This is a genomic window from Bifidobacterium sp. ESL0769 (genome assembly GCF_029395495.1).
GTDB lineage: Bacteria > Actinomycetota > Actinomycetes > Actinomycetales > Bifidobacteriaceae > Bifidobacterium.
Genome location: NZ_CP113918.1, coordinates 1,282,140 through 1,303,049 on the forward strand (window position 1 = coordinate 1,282,140; position 20,910 = coordinate 1,303,049).

Sequence of the window (20,910 nt, forward strand, 5' to 3'; positions counted from 1 at the left end):
CGTGTTGTCGTGCTTTCAACATGTCATCGTACTCAAGGCAATGCCGAAAAATCACCGCAATGCGTCTGGTTTCACGTAGGCTGGGCCATCACTGACCGAATCGGCGAATTCTTGGGCTTTTGCGGCCACTTGCTTGGCTTCGGCGATTTGTTCACGTACGCGGACGGGAGCAGTCCCGCCTTTGCCGTCGCGCTGGTCGACCGATCCCTCAACAGAGAGCACTTTACGGACTTGCGGCGCGACGTCTGCGGGTAGGAAATCCTTGAAAACGGTGACAAAATCATCATCGCTCAGATCCCAGAGCTCAACGCCGTGACCCTCGGCAAGTTGAACGCAGGCACCGGAAAGCTCATGGGCGTGGCGGAACGGAACACCCTGCTTGACCAGCCATTCGGCGATGTCGGTGGCCAGCGCGAAACCGGTAGGCGCCTGGGCCTTGAGCCTGTCGAGATCAAAGACCATCGTACGCACCATGCCGGCGAACGCAGGCAGCAGGGTTTCGAGCGTGTCGACCTGGTCGAATACGGCTTCCTTGTCTTCCTGGAGGTCGCGGGCGTAGGCCGTAGGCAAGCCTTTGAGCGTGGCCATCAAACCGGTCAAGTCGCCGATAAGCCTGCCGGATTTGCCGCGGGTGAGCTCGGCAATGTCCGGGTTCTTCTTCTGCGGCATGATTGAGGAGCCGGTGGAATAGGCGTCATCGAGACGGACGAAAGCGAATTCCTGCGTGTTCCAGATGATGATTTCTTCGCTCAAGCGGCTCAGGTCGACGCCAATCATCGCGGCAATAAACGAGAACTCCGCGACCAAATCCCGGCTTGCGGTACCATCGATTGAGTTGGCGGTCACTCGCGAGAAGCCGAGTTCATGAGCCACGGCTTCAGGATCGAGACCAAGTGTATTACCGGCCAACGCGCCTGAACCGTAAGGGCTCTCGTCCATACGCTTGTCCCAATCGGCAAGCCTGTCAACGTCACGCAGCAACGGCCAGACGTGAGCCATCAGCTGGTGGGCGAGCAAAACTGGCTGAGCATGCTGCATGTGTGTGCGCCCGGGCATCACCGCTTCCCCGGCCTTCTCGGCCTGACCGATCAACGCGTCAACAACACCAAGCACCAAACCGGCGACCGTACGCGCATGACGACGCAGCCACATGCGGATAAGGCAGGCAATCTGGTCGTTGCGCGAACGTCCAGCACGAAGCTTGCCACCGAGCTCGTCTCCTGCGATCTCGAGCAACCCACGCTCCAACGCGGTGGCTTCGTCCTCATCGTCCTCGACAGGAGCAAACTCCCCCGAATCCACGAGCTTCTGCAACTTGTTGAGCGCGTCTTCCATCCGCTTCAGCTCATCGTCGCTCAGCAACCCAGCCTTCCCAAGCGCCCGAGCATGCGCCCGAGACCCGGCGATATCGTCATCGGCCAGCCGCCAATCAAACTGTGTCGACTTGGAGAGCCGAGCCAGCTCCCGCGAAGGCCCGGACTTAAACCGCCCGCCCCACAGCGCCAGATGTTCGTCATTCTTCCCTTGTTGCTTCATGATTCGTTTCCCTTCAATCCGCTGGTTCGTTTTCCTGTGAGACACGCCCAAGACACGCTGCACATTCCCGCTTTAGATTGTAGCCTGCCCGTTCCCTGAGCAAATCACTCAATCAAAAGGGTATAAACATAGGCTGTTACAAGAAGCGCTGTTAAATACGATATTTTTACTAATTCTGCTGTGTTAGCTAGTTTCAAATTGGATTTAAAACAAGGATTTACCTCATTTTACATACATCGTATCTACGCTCTGCATAACGCTTTGTCCAACGTGTATGACTAAAGTTACGGACAACAAGAGTCATGTATTGCGACATATCGCTAGTAATTTGTATTGCCGCATTCGAAGGAGAGGATTTGGTATGGGTGTTTTCGAAAGTATTGCAACATATATGATATGTATTGCAATGACCATAACTTCTACCCCCCCCCCGCGAGACTTATCCATTCGTTAGTATCTAATCAACAAAACACTTCCAGCACAGTCGCTTCCAATCATAATCATTCGCTTCGTGACCATCACCACGTGAGCAACACCCCACGAACGCAATCCATACATCCGGTCAAGCAAACCTTAGGTACTGGCAAACCGGACATCAGTCGTTACATCAATTCAGCCGATCAATCAAACGCAGTACCAACCCCTCAAGCAGCAGGCAACCGTCAGAACAACCAGACATCTTCCCCACTCACACGAGAACAACCTGTAGTAGGTCCACAGTCTTCATGCACACCAAACAGCGGCTCATGGGGCACTGCTCCTTGGACATTAGACAGTGACTGCAAGCTAACCATAGGAGCTGGCGACACCAACTCGACCACCAGCCAGAACGCCTTCGGCAGCACCGTCATCAACAACGCCACCACAGTCGCCGTCAACGGCACCGTCACCATCAGAACCCCCGGCGCATTCCAGTCCTGGCCCAATCTCGCCAGCATCACCACAGCAACAAACGGCAAGGCGACCCTCGTCGGCAGCATGACCAACATGTTCGCCAGCAACCCTCTGCTGCAGAGCGTGGACGTGTCCGGGTGGGACACCAGCAAAACCGCCGACATGTACACCCTGTTCAACAACAACCCGAAGCTCGAGACCATCACCGGGCTGAACACCTGGACCAGCAACGGGCCCGCCTCCGGCGTCAACATGTTCGGCATGCTCGCCAACAACCCGAAGCTCACGGCCGTCAACCTCACCGGCTTCGACACCGGCCACGCCACCGACATGAGCCTCATGTTCCAGAACGACACCGGCCTGACCACCCTCAACCTCTCCGGCTGGGACACCGGCCACGCCACCGACATGAACCAGATGTTCTACAACGACACCGGCCTGACCACCCTCAACCTCTCCGGCTGGGACACCAGCAAAGTCCGCAACATGAGCTACATGTTCCAGGGCGACACCGTCCTGACCACCCTCAACCTCTCCGGCTGGGGCTTCCAGGCCGTCACCAACACAGACTACATGTTCCAGAGCACTCCCCTCCTGACGGCGGTGAGGACGGCGGGGTGGACCGGCGGGTTCTCCACCGGCCTGGCCGCCCTCAGGACGATTGCGAACCTGAAGAGCCTGGACCTGTCCACCTGGAACACCGGCACCGTGACCAGCATGCGCAACTGGCTCTCCAGCTTCCCGAACCTGACCAGCGTGGACGTGTCCGGGTGGGACACCAGCAAAACCGCCGACATGTACACCCTGTTCAACAACAACCCGAAGCTCGAGACCATCACCGGGCTGAACACCTGGACCAGCAACGGGCCCGCCTCCGGCGTCAACATGTTCGGCATGCTCGCCAACAACCCGAAGCTCACGGCCGTCAACCTCACCGGCTTCGACACCGGCCACGCCACCGACATGAGCCTCATGTTCCAGAACGACACCGGCCTGACCACCCTCAACCTCTCCGGCTGGGACACCGGCCACGCCACCGACATGAACCAGATGTTCTACAACGACACCGGCCTGACCACCCTCAACCTCTCCGGCTGGGACACCAGCAAAGTCCGCAACATGAGCTACATGTTCCAGGGCGACACCGTCCTGACCACCCTCAACCTCTCCGGCTGGGGCTTCCAGGCCGTCACCAACACAGACTACATGTTCCAGAGCACTCCCCTCCTGACGGCGGTGAGGACGGCGGGGTGGACCGGCGGGTTCTCCACCGGCCTGGCCGCCCTCAGGACGATTGCGAACCTGAAGAGCCTGGACCTGTCCACCTGGAACACCGGCACCGTGACCAGCATGCGCAACTGGCTCTCCAGCTTCCCGAACCTGACCAGCGTGGACGTGTCCGGGTGGGACACCGGCCGCGTCGCCGACATGTACGGCATGTTCCAAGGCAACGCGAAGCTCGAGACCATCACCGGGCTGAACACCTGGGCCCGCAACGGGCCCGACACCGGCGTCAGCATGACCAGCATGTTCTACAACGACCCGAAGCTCACGGCCATCAACCTCACCGGCTTCGACACCAGCCACACCACCGAGATGGCCAACATGTTCTACAACGACACCGCCCTGACCACCCTGGACCTGTCCGGCTGGGACACCAGCCGGGTCACCACCATGGGCTACATGTTCTACGGCGACACCGGCCTCACCACCCTCGACCTGTCCGGCTGGGGCTTCCAGTCCATCACCACCGGCGCCGGCTACAACCAGATGCTGCCGAATGGGTTGCGGATGCTAGAGCTCGGCAAAAAACCAAGTTGACAACCGACGCATTCGCCGTGGTATCGCCGTCGATCACATGGGACAGGCTCAGCGGGCCGGGTACAGATGCAACGGTGGCCGAGGAGTTCCCCAACACTGCGGCTTTGGCTGCACGCGTCTCCACTTCCTCGAATCCGGAGGGCATCTATGTCGACAGGACCCTGCCCGGCCTCATCCTCGAAGTCGATCCGAACGGGGGCACCACCGAGACCATGCCCATCATCGTCGACACCAGCACCGGGCCGAAGACGCTCACCGTGCCCCAAGCCGAAGTGCTGCGCACCAACAAGCCCCATAGCCTGTTCGACAAGTGGACCGACGACCAGGGCAACACCGTCGCGCAGAGGCAAGCCATCACTTTGAGGCAGGGTGAGTATTCGCCCCGGCGCGTCATGGTTGTGCACGCCCAGTGGCGGGCCATCACCCCCCGCATCAGCACGCCCAAGACTCATGTGGCTTCCAATGGCGACACCACCTTCGATGTGACAGCCACCGACGCGTCCAAGCTCACCAGCGGTCTCAACCACGAATGGGACTGTAGCAACGGCACATGCACAGTAACCGGGGAATCAGTTGTTGGTTTGCAACCTAATCCAGGAGCACAATACTCGTTGACGGCCTCTTCAACGAACGTGACTGATCCAAACACCCACAACACCGTCTCCGGCGGAAGCGTAACACAAACAGGCTATCTGCCATACGCCAAAGTGGAGTTCAACGCGAATGGCGGCACCGGCGCTCCTACAGGCTTCACCGCGTTCGCCGACAGCACGAGCGGTCACACGGTGACGGCCATCTCCACCAGCTCCATCCCTACCAAGGGGCCACACGACGTGTTCACCGGATGGGCGGAAAATGCCGCCGCTTCCAATCCCGACGCGACGTATAACCCAGGCAAAACGCTGGCCGGCACCACCATCGCTGGAAAATCCACCACCCTCTATGCTATATGGCACACGGTTGCGGCGCCATCCATCAGCGCCTCCAGAAACGGAGACAACACCGTCTCGCTGACAGCCACAAGCAAACCAATGGCGATGGGCGACAAAATCCACTATTGCATCCAACTCACGGCCGGCGGCACGCAGAGCTGCTGGGACGATACCGTAGGCGCAGGCACCTGGGATGGGAACACCACTCACCAGTCCACTCACATCATCCCACAAGCCGATATACCGCGGAAAGGACACTACGATCTCAGCGCCACGCTGACCACCAGCGACCCGTGGCGGACAGCGGGTAGCGTCGTCACCAGCGCAACCACCGAGACGAGCGTTCTTATCCAAGGCCTGTATGCGCATGCACTTCCCTTCACCGGCGGGCCAAGATGGCGAATGTTCCTACTCTTGCTCGCCATTGGCATCATGCTCATCGCGACCAAGTGGCTTCACGACCAAAAGCAGCGGACTGCCATAAGCAGCCGAGACTGGCGGCGCCACTAAACAACACTTCCCGTTCTGACTCGGATATCATTAGCTAGGTCAAGACGGGAACCCCAACCGGGTGTCAGCGCGCTAACCAACACAACCAACAACAAACCCACGCGCTGGCACCCACATACTTTGCGGTTGATTACTTTGCGTGATTCATAAACACAATCTCGCTATGAGGAGCTATTGCTTCCCATAGCGAGATTGTGTTTTTTAGTCGATTGTATTATTCGGTGGAATCACTCAACTGAGTTGTCCGGCACCTCGATGCCGTTGCCGAATTTGACATCGCGGGCGGCGGCGACCTTGTCGGGCAGGCCGTAAATCGAGATGAATCCGTTGGAGGCGTTCTGGTCATAGGTGTCGCCGGAATCGTAGGTGGCGAGCTTGTAGTCGTAGAGCGAAGAGTCGCTGCGACGACCGGTGACCACGGCGCGTCCTCCGTGCATGACCATGCGAATCTCGCCGGAGACGTAGCGCTGCGTGTCTTCGATGAAGGCATTGAGCGAACGAACCGCGGGCGAGAACCACTGTGCGTCGTAGACCAGTTCGGCCCAGCGCTTGTCGATGTCGCGCTTGATACGATGCTGTTCACGTTCGAGGCAGCAGTTTTCAAGCTCTTCGTGCGCTGCGATGAGCGCCACGGCGCCGGGAGCTTCGTAGAGCTCACGGGACTTGATACCGACCAGACGATCTTCAATAATGTCGATGCGGCCGATGCCCTGAGCCCCGGCGCGGCGGTTCATCTCTTCAATGGCCTGCAGCGGAGTGACATCCTTGCCGTCAATCTTGACGGGCACACCCTGCTTGAATTCGATGACGACCTCGTCCTCGACCGGCGGGAACGCCGGATCGTCGGTGTAGGTATAGCAGTCCTTGGTCGGGCCGTTCCACGGATCCTCGAGGAAGCCGGTTTCAATGGCACGGCCCCAGACGTTCTGGTCGATGGAATACGGGCTCTTTTCGGTCTGGGTGATCGGCAGCTTGTGATCCTTGGCAAACTGAATCTCGACATCGCGGGTCAGCGAAAGGTCGCGAATCGGGCTGATGGCCTTCAGGTTCGGGTCGATCGAGGCGATGGAGACCTCGAAGCGCACCTGGTCGTTGCCCTTGCCGGTGCAACCGTGCGAAATGGTATCGGCACCGAACTGGTGGGCGGCACGCACGAGGTGCTTTGAGATCAAAGGACGGGAAATGGCGGAAACCAGCGGATAGACGCCTTCGTACTTGGCGTTGGCCTTGAGCGCCAGCATGCAGTATTCCTTGGCGAATTCCTCGCGAGCATCGACGACATACGCCTCGACGGCACCGCAAGCCAACGCACGCTGACGGATGGTTTCAAGGCTTTCGCCGCCCTGACCGACGTCCAATGAAACGGCGACGACGTCCTTGCCGGTGCGCTCCTTCAAGTACGGAATGGCCACGGAGGTATCGAGACCTCCGGAATATGCGAGTACAATGCGGTTCTTATCGCTCATGACAGCCCTTTCTTCAAAGCTTTATACAATTATATATACACGGTTTCGTATAAATATTCAATCAGAATGCTACTGTGTCCAAACTATGAGACAGCACTCGAGAGAAAATATCAATACTTTTTCTATCGAATCGTTATTCTCTAATTTCTTGCGGTACCTTGACCCCGCGAAACAATGTCAAGCAGCCATTGCACGCGTCCGGCGGCGGCTTCGTCGTCATCGCAGACCAGAAGCACCGTATCGTCACCGGCGACCGTTCCCAAAATCCCGTCAATCGGCTGCTTATCGATGACGCTGGCCATGTATTGAGCCGCGCCGGAAGGCGTGTGGACGATGACCAGATTGCGTGCGGCCGCCGCGGAAGTAATCAATCCCGAAAGACCGCGTGAAAGCTGCTGATCGATTTTCTCGGCCGTAACGTCGTCGAATTCGGGCTCGACACCCAGCGTATAAGCCATTTCGCCGGTTTTCAGCCGCGTTTTGACCGCTTTCATCTCGTCCAGATCACGGCTGAGCGTAGCCTGGGTTACCTCGATGCCGCGTTTGGCAAGCAGACCAAGGAGCTGACCCTGCGAGGAGACCACGGCGTTGGAAAGAATCTCCTGGATTACGCTGAGCCTGGCCGTTCGGTTAGTCGGATGCTGGAGCTTGGTCTCCCCGACTTGTTCCTTATCTTGCAAATTGACTGCGGAAGCGGCCGAATCACGCTTGATATCGGCCGTAATATGACTACCTTCAGTATCGTTCATTTGAGCATTTCCTTGTCGTCTCGCAATGTTCCAATCAGCCAAGTCAGCAAAGCCTTCTGCGCATGAAGTCGGTTTTCGGCCTCTTCCCAGACCACCGATTGCGGGCCATCGATGACGCTTGAAGTGACTTCCTTGCCGCGGTAGGCCGGCAGACAATGCTGGAACAGCGCATCGGGCTTGGCGAGTTTCATCAGCTCGTCGTTGACCTGATAATCCCAGAACGGCTTGGAGCGCACGGCGTACTCGCTTTCCTCGCCCATCGAAACCCAGGTGTCGGTGAAGATGCAATCGGCGTCGGCCACGGCCTCACGCGGATCGGTGGTCACCAAAATCGAACCGCCGGTCTGCGCTGCTATTCGTTTGGCATCCTCAACGATCTGCGGGTCGGGAAGGAAACCTTGCGGGCCCGCCACACGCACGTTCATGCCTGCGGTCGCGCCTCCGAGCAGATAGGAGTTCGACATGTTGTTGGCCGCGTCGCCCAAGTAGGCGATGGTCTGGCCGGCAAGCGCGTCGACTCCCCCGCGATGCTGAGCGATGGTGAGGAAATCGGCGAGGATCTGGCAAGGATGGAACTGGTCGGTCAGGGCGTTGACGACGGGAACGGTGGCATATTTCGCCATCGTCTCCACGCGATCCTGGCCGAAGGTACGCCAGACGATGGCACTGGTCATCCGTGTGAGTACGCGTGCCGTATCCGCCACAGGTTCACCGCGGCCGAGCTGAGAGCCCGACTTGTCGATGACCAACGGATAGCCGCCAAGTTCGGCGACGCCCACCGAGAAGCTGGAACGCGTGCGGGTGCTGGGCTTGTCGAAAATCACCGCGACACCCTGAGGCCCCTCAAACGGGCGACGGTAATAGCGGTCTTTCCAGAACTTCATACCCAGTTCCAGAATTTCCTTCTGCTCGTCGTGGTTGACATCATCATCACGGAGCATATGCCGAAGTTGACCTGCCATAACCATCTCCTTTTACTGATTTGACTATTAAAATATACCGCATAAAACTGAAATATTACATTTTCTATCCACATATTGGTATATATGCTACAGACTGATTCGGCGTCGCAAAAAGCGAAGTAAACGCCACTAACAGAACGAATGCGACGCAAAAACGGGATTTTACGTCACAAAAGACCCAGTAGTCACCGCAACCAGAACAAATGCGACGCACAAACACAATTCTGCGTCGTAAAAGACCCAGTAGAATCAGCTAAGAGAGTCATCCGGAAGGTCTGCGGGGATTTGAGCGAGAATCGATACAGCCTCGTCAACGTCAGCACTGTTGACAATGAGTGGAGGGGCAAGGCGCAAAGCGTCCGGAGCCACCGCATTGACGATCAGCCCATGGTCGAGCGCCCAGTTCATGGCCGCGTGCGCACACGGATGCGCGAGCTGGATGGCGTTGAGCAGGCCGCGCCCGCGAACCGAAACGAACAGCGGGTTGCCGCAAGCCATGATGGCTTCGCGCAACTGCTGGCCCCGGGCTTCGGCGTTGGCCACCAGCCCGTCTTCCTCGATGACCTGCAGAGTCGTCAATCCGGCTGTAGTCGCCAGCGGGCCGCCGGCGAAGGTCGAACCGTGGAGTCCGGGCGAGAACAGTGATGCCAGCGGTTTGCCGAACGCGATCATCCCACCCATCGGGAAACCGCCGGCCACACCTTTGGCGAAGGTAATGATGTCGGGGGTGATGCCGCCGGAAAGGTCGTCGCGCTGGAAGGCGAACCATTTGCCGGTACGGCCGATTCCTGTTTGCACTTCGTCGATAATCATCAGCGCATGATGCTGGTCGCACAGTTTGCGAACACCTTTGACATACTCCGGGTCGAGCGGTCGCACGCCGGCCTCGCCCTGGATAAGTTCAAGCATCACGCCTGCCACCGGGCCAACGCCGTCTTTGCCGGTCTGATCAAACGCAGCCTGCATGGCGTCAAGGTCGCCGGCTTCCACGAATTGAACCGCCGGAAGCAGCGGGTTGTAAGGCTCGCGGATGGAAAGTTTCCACGTCGCGCTCAAAGCACCCATCGTGCGCCCGTGGAACCCCTTGGTCAGAGCGAGGATTCGGGCAGGTGCGCCGCCTTGCTCGGGGTCTGAACCGGGTAGCGTCTTGCCGTAAAGCTTGGCCATTTTCATCGCAGACTCGTTGCCTTCTGCTCCGGAATTTCCGAAATAGACGCGAGACCCTTCAGGCGCGCCGGAAATCTCCAACAGCTTTTCGGCCAGCTTGATCTGTGGAACGGAAGCGAAATAATTGCTGATATGCGCGACTTTCCCGGCCTGCTCGCTTACCGCCTTGACCCATTTTGGATGCGCATACCCAAGCGAATTGACGGCGATGCCCGCAAGAAAATCGAGATATTCATTACCGTCCACGTCCCATACATGCATGCCCTTGCCGTGGTCCATCACCCTCAGCGGAGTGCCAAAGGCGTGGGTGTGTACGTTTTCGTATTGGTTGATCCACTGCTCACTTTGCGGGCCGATTGACGTCGTTGCGCCGCCGCTGGCAACTTTGTTTGCATCTTGAGAATTCAGCATATGGTGATTGTCGTTGTTCATTATGTTGCACTTTCGAAGTTTGATTTTGTATTACTACGATATGGAAATGTCATTGACTTTCATTAAATCCACCAATATCTTTCATCACGAAATTGCGATGGCGCAAGGTATTTTCTATTCTCGTCGCAGCTTCATGCCGTCGCCGGGCACAACCATGGTGCCAATGCCGGCGCTGGTGAATACCTCGTTAAGGATCGAATGGGGCTGGCGGCCGTCGATGATATGCGCCCGCGGCACCCCGCCGTCCAGCGCACGCACACAGGCGCGCATCTTCGGTACCATGCCACTTTGCAATTTCGGCAAAACCTTGCGCAAACGGTCGACTCCGATGGAACTGATCAGCGAATTCTTGTCGGGCCAATCGGCGTAAAGGCCATCCACATCGGTGAGGATAACAAGCTTTCGGGCGTGCAAAGCCACGGCAAGTGCGGCAGCGGCAGAATCCGCATTGACATTGAAAACCTGCGTGGGATCGTCAGCATTTGGGGCAATCGAGGAGACCACGGGAATCCGGTTCTGCTCGATAAGGCTTTCCACCGCCGAAGGATTGACTTCCGTGACCTCTCCGACCAATCCAATGTCGGTTTCCACACCATCGATAACTGGGCGATAGCGTTTCGCACCGAATAGCGACCCGTCCTCGCCGGAAAGTCCGACGGCATGCGGGCCGTGGGCGTTGATGAGCCCAATGAGTTCGCGCGAGACGGAACCGGTCAGGATCATCCGCACAACCTTCATGATTTCCGGCGTGGTGACGCGCAGACCTGCCTTGAATTCCGAATGGATGCCGAGGTCTTTGAGCATGCTGGAGATTTGCGGGCCGCCACCGTGGACGACAATCGGATGCATGCCGACCTGACGCAGAAAGACCATATCCTGCGCAAAGCAGCGTTTCAGGTGTTCGTCGACCATCGCGTTGCCGCCGTATTTGACGACAATGCGTTGGCCTGCGAATTCCTCGAGCCACGGCAACGCTTCGATCAGTACCTCGGCCTTCTGTTCGTCCTTCAAGTCATGATGCACATCAAAATCCGCACTGGTGGCATCCGTTCCCGTTTTCGCAGCGATCTGATTGCTTGCCATTCTCTCCCCAATCTTTTCTATCAAGTACAAGTCGTGCACTTTTCCTCGGAAGAAAATAAAGTGCACAGGTTAGAATCAAAAATCCGTATGGAATTCAGAGAAATTTGTGCACTTTTTATTGAGTCCTTAAAAAGTGCACGGCTTGACCATCAGGATTCGTAGTCGGCATTGATATGCACGTATTCGTGGGTAAGGTCGTCGGTCCAGACCGTTGCGGTTTCCGTGCCATAGTTGAGGTTGATGTCGATATCCACTTCTCGCGCGTCCATCTTGACTTCCGAGCGATCGACCCCGGCGCCGCCGTGTTCGCAAACGCGGACACCGTTGATATCCACCGTCACTTCCTTTGCGTCGTAAGCAGCAACATTCACCGGAACAGTGCCAAGAGAGCTCACGATACGTCCCCAGTTCGGATCGTTGCCGTAGATGGCGCATTTGAGTAGATTTGAACCCGCCACAGCCCGCGCACAGGCCAACGCGGCGCCCTCAGTTTCAGCTCCGCTTACCCTGACCTTGATATCGTGACTGGAGCCTTCGCCGTCGCCGATAATCTGACGGGCGAGACTGGCGCAGGCGTCATGAATCAATCCGGCGAACTCATCGCGATCCGGCGTGACACCCGAGGCACCGGAAGCGAGCAGCAACACCGTGTCGTTGGTGGACATGCATCCGTCCACGTCGATGCGGTTGAATGATTTGTCAGTGGCACTAGCCAAAACATCGTGCAACTGCGAAGCGTCGACCACGGCATCAGTGGTGATGACGCAGAGCATCGTGGCCAGCTGCGGTGCGATCATACCCGAACCCTTGACCATACCGCCCACGCGGTAACCGGAACCCTCGAACTTTACCGTTTTCGGTTTCGTGTCGGTGGTCATGATGGCTGTGGCCGCGTCGACGCCAGCAGCAACGTCGTCGCTCAACGCCGAAGCCGCTTGCTCGATACCATCCAGCACATTATCCAAAGGTAACAGCTCGCCTATCAGCCCCGTTGAACACACCGCAATGTCATTGGCCGCGAAAGAAGGCTCAGCATTTGCGACAATGGTTTCGTTCGAATTTCGAGTCGGAACACCGTTCTCAAACCCTTGTGCTGCCAAGCTTTCTGGAGCGCCACTATCAGAATCCGCCGTGATGCTATTCAATACCTGAGCTGCCTTGACTGCCGTCGCTTTGCTCTGCTTCAGCCCTGCCTCACCGGTGCAGGCGTTGGCGCCGCCGGAGTTGAGCACGACCGCTTTGATATGTCCGTCGGCGACTGCTTTACGCGACCATTGCACCGGAGCCGCACAGAAACGGTTCGAGGTGAATACCCCTGCAGCGGCATCAAGTGGACCGCTATTGAACACCAAGGCCAAATCGCTTTTCGCTTTGTTGGCTGAGATACCGGCGTTGACGCCGGCGGCCGAAAAGCCTTTTGCAAATGTCACGCTCATGGCGCCACCCCAATCGTTGTCAGTCCTTGATCTTCTGATAGTCCGAGCGCGATGTTCAGCGATTGCACCGCCTGCCCGGCCGTTCCACGGTTCAGATTGTCGATGGCCGCAAAACCATAGAGCCGCTTGGCGTTGCGGTCAATGGCAACCTGGACTTGCGCCTCATTGGAACCCAGCACATTCGCCGTAGCAGGCATGTCGCCGGCATCCAGCAATTCGATGAACCGCTGGCCTTGATACGCTTCGGCGAAAACCCCGCGGATACTTTCATCACTCATCGCCTCGCCTTTGTCGCTGAGCTTGGCTGAGACTACCGCAAGAATGCCCCGCGCCATCGGCACCAGTATCGGCGTGAAACCGACGCTGATAGGCTTGGCTATTCCATTGGACAAAAAAGTATTCCCTTCTTGACCGGCTACGATCTCGGCACCGTTTTCGACAGCGGTTTCAGCCGTTTCAACTACTTTGCTTGGATATGGCCGGATACCTGACGAGCTGGTATGTCCCTCACTATCTGTATCGGCACAAGCGGCATGCGCAAGATTCTGCACGATTTCCGGGATGTGGCGATGAACACCGCCAACCGAATACGGCGTCGCGGAACCAAACGCCTCCGCCGCCAACAGATTCGGGCGTTTGAGGTTCTTACCGGCTCCTGAGTATCCGACGGCAAGATCGGCGACAATGTCATCGGTCTCCACAAGCCCTTGCGCCAAAGCTGGCTGGAAAGCCAAGGTGACCGCGGTGACGTTGCATCCTGGTCCGGCAATCAATGAGGCACCGCGTAATTTTTCACGTTGATGCTGATATCCGCCGCTGGCATCTTTGCCCACAATCAGTTCCGGCATACCGTAAACCCAAGGCTCGTGAAAGTCGCCGCCGTAATATTGTGCCCAGGCATCGCCGGATTCAAGCCTGTGGTCGGCTCCCAAATCGACCATCGCGCAATTGGCATGGAGCTTTTCGGCCAACGCGCCCGACACTCCGTGTGGCAAAGCGAGAACGATGACATCATGGCCATTAAGCGCTTCCGGCGTCGTGGATTCGATGACCATGTCCTTAAGAGACGGGATATGCGGCATATGCTTGCCAAGCTTGTCGTCGGTCGATGAATCCCCGGTCACTGTGGTCACTTCAAACGCCGGATGTGCGACGAGTATCCGCAGCATCTCTCCCCCGGCGTATCCGCTGGCTCCAGCCACCGCCACCGTATATTTGCTCATGGGCATCACCTTTCTTGAAGATGATGCTAGACTACATATATTCAGTGGTATGAATAGTTATACATCCAAATAGTGGACACTTTTGAAGAAGAATTATCGTTTTTAACGAATCAAAATAAAACAAAAACCATTACGTTCTCAAAGTTTGTAAAGCCTGAACCGAAACCGACGTAATGAAAAATCAAGCCAAAACGTCCCTGACCATTCTCATGAAGAGGAACGTTCTGGAATAGCCAATTTTCTCAAACCCCAATGCCAGACACCAAAGCCCCAAACCTACGCATGTACCGAGCCGTCACTGCCGACACCGCTGGAACCGCCGGAACCCGAACCATATTGATTCATCAACTGCTGCGAAAGCTCGTTGACGTTGATGCCCTTGGAAAACAGCCAGAACGAAAAAACCGTCGTAATGACGCCAAGCACCATGCACACGGTGGCCGCCCAGAAACCCTTCATGTGATATTTCTTGGTGCGCCACATCGAAACCGCGCCAGTGATGGCAGGCAGGAACGGCATGATCGGCAAAAACAGCAGCACAATCGAAATGATTGCCCACGGATCCCAATGACCTTTCAATGGGTTCTGAGCCGGGTCATTCATATCGATGCCGTTGCGGATATCCGGCTGATAGCCAGGAGTGCCGGGCGCACCAGGCATGGCCGGACCATTGTTGTACGGCTGGTCAAACGGATTATTGGAATTATTCGGATTGTTACCGTAATTGTTGGACGAGCGGTTCGGACCACCGTAAGGCGTATTACTGCGAAAACCCTGATTACCTTGGTAAGTGCCCGCAGCATTGCCATATCCGCTGCCCATTTGCTGGTTGGGTTGGCCACCCTGCGCATTCATTTGAGGATTCTGCTGGTTCTGGTTTTTGGGCTTCTCTTCAGGCTTGCCGTAAACGTAGGGATTGTATTGCGGAGGAAATTGGCTGGCCATCGCCCCATATTCCGGGACCTTCATTTGGCCGTATTCCGGCTGAACCGGATTGGCTGTGTCATTGTTGGATTTCGTTGCCAAGTTCGGAACGTCCGTGCGATGCGTTCCCTGCGGAATTTGGCCCGTAGAAGGAGCGGCATTAGACGACGGATTTTCGTGAGCTGTGCCATTCTGATCGAGAGGATTTTCAGGTTCGTTCATCTTGCCACTCCAAAATCAAGTAGATAATTTGCGGAGTCTGCGAACCTTTTCAGTACACAGACTCCGCATTGTCCAATTTGTATCGGTTTTCTTGGGCCGACTACTAGGCACGCAATTGCGCACCAATCGCTTCTGTCTTATCGACAATAGCCTTGCGGATGGCCTCCGTGTCGTCGCTGGTAAGCGTCTTATCCGGAGAGCGGAAAGTGACGGAGTAGGCAAGGGACTTCTGATGCTCGCCGATCTGGTCGCCGGAGAACACGTCGAAGAGTTCGATGGACTCGAGATTGTCGCCTGCGGCATTCTCGATGACCTGCTGCAATTGCGCAGCGGTGACCGTGTCGGGAACGGTGAAAGCGAGGTCCTGCTTGACCGGCGGGAACGTCGAAATCGGCTTGGCCTGCACCGGCTTACCGCTCAGTGTGGCGAAGAGGGCGGTCAGGTTCAATTCGAACGCTGCGGAATGTTCCGGGAAGCCGAGTGCCGCATTGACATGCGGGTGAAGCTCGCCGACCATGCCGACAAATACGTCTCCGGCCATGACCTTGGCAGCGCGGCCCGGATGCCATTGCATCGGCACATCCTGCGGCTCAGGCTGCACGATTTGGACCTTGGCACCAAGACGATTAGCGACGCGGTTCATCACCTCGACAGCGTCACTGTAATCGACGTCCCGGCTTTCGCCGAGCCAACCGGTTTCGACGGCCTTGCCGGTCAGAATCGCGGCGACGTGCAGCGGTTGTTCGGGCAGACCGGCATCGAGCGCCTTCAGCTGCTCATCGGTCGGACGCTGTCCGCCGGGCAGTGCCGGAATGGCCGGAGCGTTCGGGTCCCAGAGATAGACATGGCCGATCTCATAGAGCGAGATGTTCTCAAGGCCGCGGCGCAGGTTGCGCTGGACGGTCTGCGCGAGCGTCGGCAGAACGTCACGACGCAGGTACGGACGGTCGCCGGCCAGAGGATTGGCGACTTCGACGCTCACTGGCTTGATCTCGTCGGGGTCGTAGCCGAACGCCTTGAAGTCGGCATCGCCGACGAACGGGTAGCTCAGCGTCTCCACCAGGCCGTATTCGGCCAGTTCGTTGGCCACATCGCGCTGACGCTGCTGGTCAGGGGTCAGCCCGACTTCACCCTCAACGGGTGCAGGAGGCACGGTAACCGGAATCTCGTCATAGCCAACGAGACGCGCGATTTCCTCGACCAAGTCGCAAGGCATGGTGAGGTCGGGGCGCCAGGTAGGAGGCACCACGAAAATGTGGCCTTCCTCTTTGCCGTCGCTGACCTTACAGCCGATGTCCTCGAGAATCTCGCGGATGCGCTTATCGGAGGTGTCAAGTCCAGTGAGACGCTTGGTTTCGGTGAACTTGAAATCGATGGCCTCACGCGGCTGCGTGTGGTCGACATCGATAGGCGTATCGGAAGGCTCTCCGTGGCCATACTTGGCCATCAAATCGGCGGCCATCTGGGCGGCTGCAGGCTGCAGCGCGTAGTCCACGCCGCGCTCGTAACGCTTCGAGGCCTCGGACGGGGTCTTGTGACGACGTGCGGAACGAGCGATGGTCACCTGGTCGAAGTGCGCGGATTCAAGAAGAATGTTCTTGGTATCGGCGGTGACTTCGCCGTACAGACCACCCATAACGCCGGCGAGACCAAGAATGCGCGAGCTGCGCTTGCTGTCGGGCGAATCGGTAATGAGCAGATCTTCGATGCTCAGGTCGTGCTTTTTGCCGTCGAGCGTCGTCAGGGTCTCGCCCTTGTTGGCGCGGCGGACGACGATCGGCCCGCAGATTTTGTCGAGGTCGTAGGCGTGCATCGGCTGGCCCAGGTCCATCATCACGTAGTTGGTGACATCCACGGCCAACGAGATCGAACGCATGCCGGCACGAATCAGGCGGCGGCGCATCCAGCTCGGCGTTTCAGCCGACGGGTCGAAGTTGCGCACGATACGGGCATAATAGCGGTCACATCCGGGCACACCGTGAATCGGGTTGTTGTCTTCGATTTCGACCTCGATATCACCCTTGCCGTTTTCGGCGACCTGCGGGGTCTCAGCGTTGAGCGCGTCGACCGGATCGGTGTAGGCCGCACCGGTGGAATGGTGGTATTCACGCGCCACACCACGATAGGAAAGCGTATAGCCGCGGTCGGGGGTGATGTTGATCTCCAGCACAGGCTGATCGAGATGCAGCAGGTGCATCGCGTCGTCGCCGGGCTTCAACGCGTCGGCCTCTTCCTTGCTGAAACCATAATGATTCAGCAGGATGATGCCACTGTGGTCGCTGCCCAGCCCCAGCTCACGTTCCGAAGCGCACATACCGTTGGAAATGTGGCCGTAGGTCTTGCGCGGTTCGATCTTGAAATCGCCGGGCAATACCGCTCCCGGAAGGGTGACAACGACTTTCTCTCCGGCAGCCATGTTCGGTGCGCCGCAGATGATGCCGCGCGGTACCTTGTTGCCGTTCTCGTCGGTGTCGTTGTACTTGTCACCGACGTCGACATGGCACCAGTTGATGACTTTGCCGTTCTTCTGCGGTTCGGGCGTGCAATCGACCACGTAGCCGACGACGATGGGCCCGGTGACCTGCGAGGAATGAATCTCCTCTTCCTCAAGGCCTACGTGAACCAAGTCCTTGGCAAGCTGTTCGTATGTCAGACCGGCCGGAACCTCGACGTGCTCCTTGAGCCAGTCAATATCTACCATTGGCATTGTTGGTTCACTCCCCCATCACAAACTGTTTGCTGAAACGCACGTCGCCTTCGACGAGGTCGTGCATGTCGTTGATATCGTGGCGCAGCAGCAGCGTGCGCTCCATGCCCACGCCGAACGCGAAGCCGGTGTAGACGTCCGGATCGAGGCCAGCCGAGCGCAGCACGTTCGGGTTGACCATGCCACAGCCACCCCATTCAATCCAGCCGGGGCCGCCCTTCTTATCGGGGAACCAGAGATCCAGCTCGGCGCTGGGCTCGGTGAACGGGAAGTAGCTCGGGCGCAGGCGGCTCTTGGCCTCCGGGCCGAACATCGAGACGGCCAGCTTGTCAAGCACGCCCTTGAGGTCGCCCATCGTCAGGCCCTTGTCGACGGCCAGCGCCTCGCACTGGTGGAAGACCGGCGTATGCGTCGCGTCGAGTTCATCGGTACGGAACACGCGGCCGGGGGACGCGATATACAGCGGCACGCCGCGAGTCAGCAGCGCACGCACCTGATCGGACGAGGTCTGCGTACGCAGCACCATGTTGGAGCCCACGAATCCGGCGGCATCCTTGGCCTGGTTGCCTTTGACATAGAAGGTATCCTGCATTTGGCGGGCAGGATGGTCGGGTCCAAAGTTCAGCGCGTCAAAGTCGTACCATTCGGTTTCCACCTCGGGGCCCGCGGAGATCTGCCAGCCCATGGAGATGAAGAGGTCTTCGACGTCCTCCATCAGCTTAGGCAGCGGGTGACGGGCACCGAGCGGCTTGCGGTTGACGGGAAGGGTCATATCGACCGTTTCGGAGGCGAGTTGACGGGTCTCCTCTTCGGCCTTGACCTGCGCTTCCTTCATGCCAAAGGCACGCCCGAAATCGGCACGTAGCTTGCCCATCAGCTGGCCAGCGCCCTTCTTCTCGTCTTTCGGCAAACCTCCGATGGCGCGGCTGGCCTGGGCCATCGCTGACTCAGCCCCGGCGTACTCCGTCTTGATGGCTTTGAGCTCCTCCATGGTGGAGGCACTCTTGATTTTCGAGATGCCCTCGGCGACCGCATCGGTCACCGCTCCGGCATCGAATGATGCACTCTGTGCCACGAGTACCCTTTCCTTCAATTTTTTCAAACCTTGAAACGTTTGGGATTACATGGGCAAAAGTCATGAATCACAAGCGTTTACAGCCTTTTCATTGTTTCAATATGACTCGACATAGCGCTGTGTCCGTTTGCGTCAGTCATCACTTAATAAAAAACCTGTTTTAGCGACGTTGTGCAGCGTCGCGAGCCATAGCAAGTGTAAAAAGCATCACCGAAGTGCTGGTGGCAAGATTGAGCGATTCGGCCTTGCCGTACAGCGGTATCGAGACGATGCGTTGCACACGTTCCAGCACATCGTTCGGCAATCCGCGCGCCTCGTTACCAAATAGGATCGCGCAGGAACATTGAGCGTTTTGACTTGAAGTATTTCCTTCGTTTCGAACATTCCCTGCTTTGTTATTATCGGATAATAATTCAGAACTTCGGCCATTATGATCATCGGTATGGCCACTTTGCGAATCTCCGAACCCTGCCACCACGTCAATCAACGATTCCGGCTTGATTTTTTGAGTGCCATAAACATCGGCGGCCATTACTTCACGATGCTGTTCTTCTGCCCATGCGAAGAATTCGTCGGTGCTCATCGTAACCACCGGCAAGTGGAAAAGCGAACCTGTCGTGGAACGGATGACCTTCGGATTGAACCGGTCGACGCAATCGTCCACGAAAATCACCGCGCGGCATCCGGCAGCATCTGCCGAACGAATCACCGTTCCCGCGTTGCCGGGGTCGCGAATCTGCCAGAACGCGGCCACCGTATCACCAAACCGAACGGAATCTGCTTTGTTCTCAGAGGATTGCGAATCTGCATTTGTCGCGTTATCGTCTGTTTCGGCGCCGGACATTACGTCGGTCCCCCGAGTTGCAACATTATGGAATACTTTTGCAATTTTTACATAACCGGATTCGCTATGCTCGAAGTCGTCAATCATGCGATTCTGCACAGTTTCAAGATTGCCGACCGCAACAATACCCTGCGCATCCGTACTCATACGATGCATAACATCGCCAGCCACCTGGTGAATATACAGTCCCTGTTCGTCGGCTTCACGCGCAATATCCTCGACCACCGGCGAAAGCAACCCGGACTGCCGCTCATCCATTTGCACATAGCAATCCTCAACCACCGCAGGCATCCATCGCACGATTTCGCGAACCGATTGCGGACCCTCAATAAGAAACTTTCCAGACTTCTTACGGCCTTTGGTCTTTTCAAGCTCCGCAACACGCTTCACGCGCTCAGATTTCAGATTGTCAATAATGTGCTGGTTAAAAGGCATGGCTCCACTTTACGCGAAAGCTACGGCAACCAAATCAGACAAACCGGCATAGACGTGTCTCAGACAGCAACGGGAGCATTGCTCATTTCTGAAACGTCTAGAGACTCAAGCTCTTTAGGTATCGAATTTGAATGCTCGATAACCACGTCAAGGCCATCCTTACGCAGCTTCAAATAGTCAAACAGCATCCCGATGGATGAGGCGGCACCATCGCTCATCCTTAGTTCCTCGCATGAAGCTTTCGCACGAACACGACTGATAACCGCAGCGTAAAGACATCCTCTTCGGACGAAGTCGACCACCAAGAGAGTATTGTCCTCGCCATGCTGCGAAACCCTTGAAAGCACAGTGGCCATCGGCTCATCGCAGTCCGCACAGATCACTGGCATCCCGGAAACATAGTGTGCTCGATGAAGAAAATCGATTCCACGAGCAGAAGCCAGTAAAAGCGCCACCTTTTTCGTAGTTGCCATGTTAAGCGACGTCATATCT

14 protein-coding genes and 2 pseudogenes are annotated in these 20,910 nt (G+C 57.1%); 2 read left to right on the top strand and 14 right to left on the bottom strand.

Going from position 1 to position 20,910, the window contains the following annotated elements; genetic code table 11:
* Nucleotides 1-51: 51 nt before the first annotated feature.
* Nucleotides 52-1,536, bottom strand: coding sequence for an argininosuccinate lyase (gene argH, locus OZX72_RS05265; protein WP_277157633.1), 1,485 nt, complete (start codon nt 1,534-1,536; stop codon nt 52-54).
* Between the two features lie 525 nt (nt 1,537-2,061).
* On the opposite strand from argH, the gene OZX72_RS05270 reads away from it, so the two are divergent.
* Entirely contained in the window at nt 2,062-4,251 is a 2,190-nt protein-coding gene (locus OZX72_RS05270; RefSeq protein WP_277157634.1) for a BspA family leucine-rich repeat surface protein, read from the top strand.
* On the top strand, nt 4,248-5,693 hold the full coding sequence (locus tag OZX72_RS05275) for a hypothetical protein (RefSeq protein ID WP_277157635.1): 1,446 nt from the start codon (nt 4,248-4,250) through the stop codon (nt 5,691-5,693). Before OZX72_RS05270 ends, OZX72_RS05275 begins: the two co-directional genes overlap by 4 nt.
* 227 nt (nt 5,694-5,920) lie before the next feature.
* On the opposite strand, the gene OZX72_RS05280 is transcribed toward OZX72_RS05275, so the two are convergent.
* The 13 genes and pseudogenes from OZX72_RS05280 to OZX72_RS05335 form a co-directional block, all read right to left on the bottom strand.
* Nucleotides 5,921-7,159 carry an argininosuccinate synthase gene (locus tag OZX72_RS05280; RefSeq protein WP_277157636.1) on the bottom strand — a complete coding sequence of 413 codons (1,239 nt, stop codon included), beginning with the start codon at nt 7,157-7,159 and terminating at the stop codon, nt 5,921-5,923.
* A 140-nt stretch (nt 7,160-7,299) separates the two neighbouring features.
* Nucleotides 7,300-7,908: an arginine repressor gene (argR, locus tag OZX72_RS05285; RefSeq protein WP_277157638.1), complete on the bottom strand. Its 609-nt coding sequence runs from the start codon at nt 7,906-7,908 to the stop codon at nt 7,300-7,302.
* Nucleotides 7,905-8,870 (bottom strand): ornithine carbamoyltransferase, encoded by a 966-nt coding sequence (argF, locus tag OZX72_RS05290; RefSeq protein WP_277157639.1) that lies wholly within the window; start codon nt 8,868-8,870, stop codon nt 7,905-7,907. The genes argR and argF overlap by 4 nt, the downstream gene beginning before the upstream one ends.
* 249 nt (nt 8,871-9,119) lie before the next feature.
* A complete protein-coding gene (locus OZX72_RS05295; protein ID WP_277157641.1) occupies nt 9,120-10,448 on the bottom strand; it encodes an acetylornithine transaminase in 1,329 nt (442 codons plus the stop codon).
* Nucleotides 10,449-10,583: 135 nt separating this feature from the next.
* Nucleotides 10,584-11,552 (bottom strand): acetylglutamate kinase, encoded by a 969-nt coding sequence (gene argB / locus OZX72_RS05300; RefSeq protein ID WP_277157643.1) that lies wholly within the window; start codon nt 11,550-11,552, stop codon nt 10,584-10,586.
* 149 nt (nt 11,553-11,701) lie between these two features.
* Nucleotides 11,702-12,988, bottom strand: coding sequence for a bifunctional ornithine acetyltransferase/N-acetylglutamate synthase (locus OZX72_RS05305; protein WP_277157644.1), 1,287 nt, complete (start codon nt 12,986-12,988; stop codon nt 11,702-11,704).
* Nucleotides 12,985-13,353 (bottom strand): annotated as a pseudogene (locus OZX72_RS09490) (Asd/ArgC dimerization domain-containing protein); the annotation flags it as partial. The gene OZX72_RS05305 and the pseudogene OZX72_RS09490, both read right to left, overlap by 4 nt.
* 162 nt (nt 13,354-13,515) lie before the next feature.
* Nucleotides 13,516-14,211, bottom strand: a pseudogene (locus OZX72_RS09495) (N-acetyl-gamma-glutamyl-phosphate reductase); the annotation flags it as partial.
* A gap of 276 nt (nt 14,212-14,487) precedes the next feature.
* Complete coding sequence (locus OZX72_RS05315) at nt 14,488-15,357, bottom strand: hypothetical protein (RefSeq protein WP_277157646.1); 870 nt, start codon at nt 15,355-15,357, stop codon at nt 14,488-14,490.
* A gap of 103 nt (nt 15,358-15,460) precedes the next feature.
* The gene (pheT, locus tag OZX72_RS05320) at nt 15,461-18,064 is read right to left on the bottom strand and encodes a phenylalanine--tRNA ligase subunit beta (RefSeq protein ID WP_277157647.1); all 2,604 of its coding nucleotides are present in this window, start codon (nt 18,062-18,064) and stop codon (nt 15,461-15,463) included.
* 7 nt (nt 18,065-18,071) lie between these two features.
* Nucleotides 18,072-19,139 carry a phenylalanine--tRNA ligase subunit alpha gene (gene pheS / locus OZX72_RS05325; protein WP_277157648.1) on the bottom strand — a complete coding sequence of 356 codons (1,068 nt, stop codon included), beginning with the start codon at nt 19,137-19,139 and terminating at the stop codon, nt 18,072-18,074.
* A gap of 160 nt (nt 19,140-19,299) precedes the next feature.
* Nucleotides 19,300-20,373 (bottom strand): RNA methyltransferase, encoded by a 1,074-nt coding sequence (locus OZX72_RS05330; protein ID WP_277157649.1) that lies wholly within the window; start codon nt 20,371-20,373, stop codon nt 19,300-19,302.
* Nucleotides 20,374-20,477: 104 nt separating this feature from the next.
* Nucleotides 20,478-20,906 (bottom strand): hypothetical protein, encoded by a 429-nt coding sequence (locus OZX72_RS05335; protein WP_277157651.1) that lies wholly within the window; start codon nt 20,904-20,906, stop codon nt 20,478-20,480.
* Nucleotides 20,907-20,910: the final 4 nt, after the last annotated feature.

Excerpts from the sequence above, each read along its gene's own strand:
- argH (WP_277157633.1), bottom strand. The coding sequence starts at position 1,536 with ATGAAGCAACAAGGGAAGAATGACGAACATCTGGCGCTGTGGGGCGGG.
- OZX72_RS05280 (WP_277157636.1), bottom strand. The coding sequence starts at position 7,159 with ATGAGCGATAAGAACCGCATTGTACTCGCATATTCCGGAGGTCTCGAT.
- argR (WP_277157638.1), bottom strand. The coding sequence starts at position 7,908 with ATGAACGATACTGAAGGTAGTCATATTACGGCCGATATCAAGCGTGAT.
- argF (WP_277157639.1), bottom strand. The coding sequence starts at position 8,870 with ATGGCAGGTCAACTTCGGCATATGCTCCGTGATGATGATGTCAACCAC.
- OZX72_RS05295 (WP_277157641.1), bottom strand. The coding sequence starts at position 10,448 with ATGCTGAATTCTCAAGATGCAAACAAAGTTGCCAGCGGCGGCGCAACG.
- argB (WP_277157643.1), bottom strand. The coding sequence starts at position 11,552 with ATGGCAAGCAATCAGATCGCTGCGAAAACGGGAACGGATGCCACCAGT.
- OZX72_RS05305 (WP_277157644.1), bottom strand. The coding sequence starts at position 12,988 with ATGAGCGTGACATTTGCAAAAGGCTTTTCGGCCGCCGGCGTCAACGCC.
- OZX72_RS05315 (WP_277157646.1), bottom strand. The coding sequence starts at position 15,357 with ATGAACGAACCTGAAAATCCTCTCGATCAGAATGGCACAGCTCACGAA.
- pheT (WP_277157647.1), bottom strand. The coding sequence starts at position 18,064 with ATGCCAATGGTAGATATTGACTGGCTCAAGGAGCACGTCGAGGTTCCG.
- OZX72_RS05335 (WP_277157651.1), bottom strand. The coding sequence starts at position 20,906 with ATGACGTCGCTTAACATGGCAACTACGAAAAAGGTGGCGCTTTTACTG.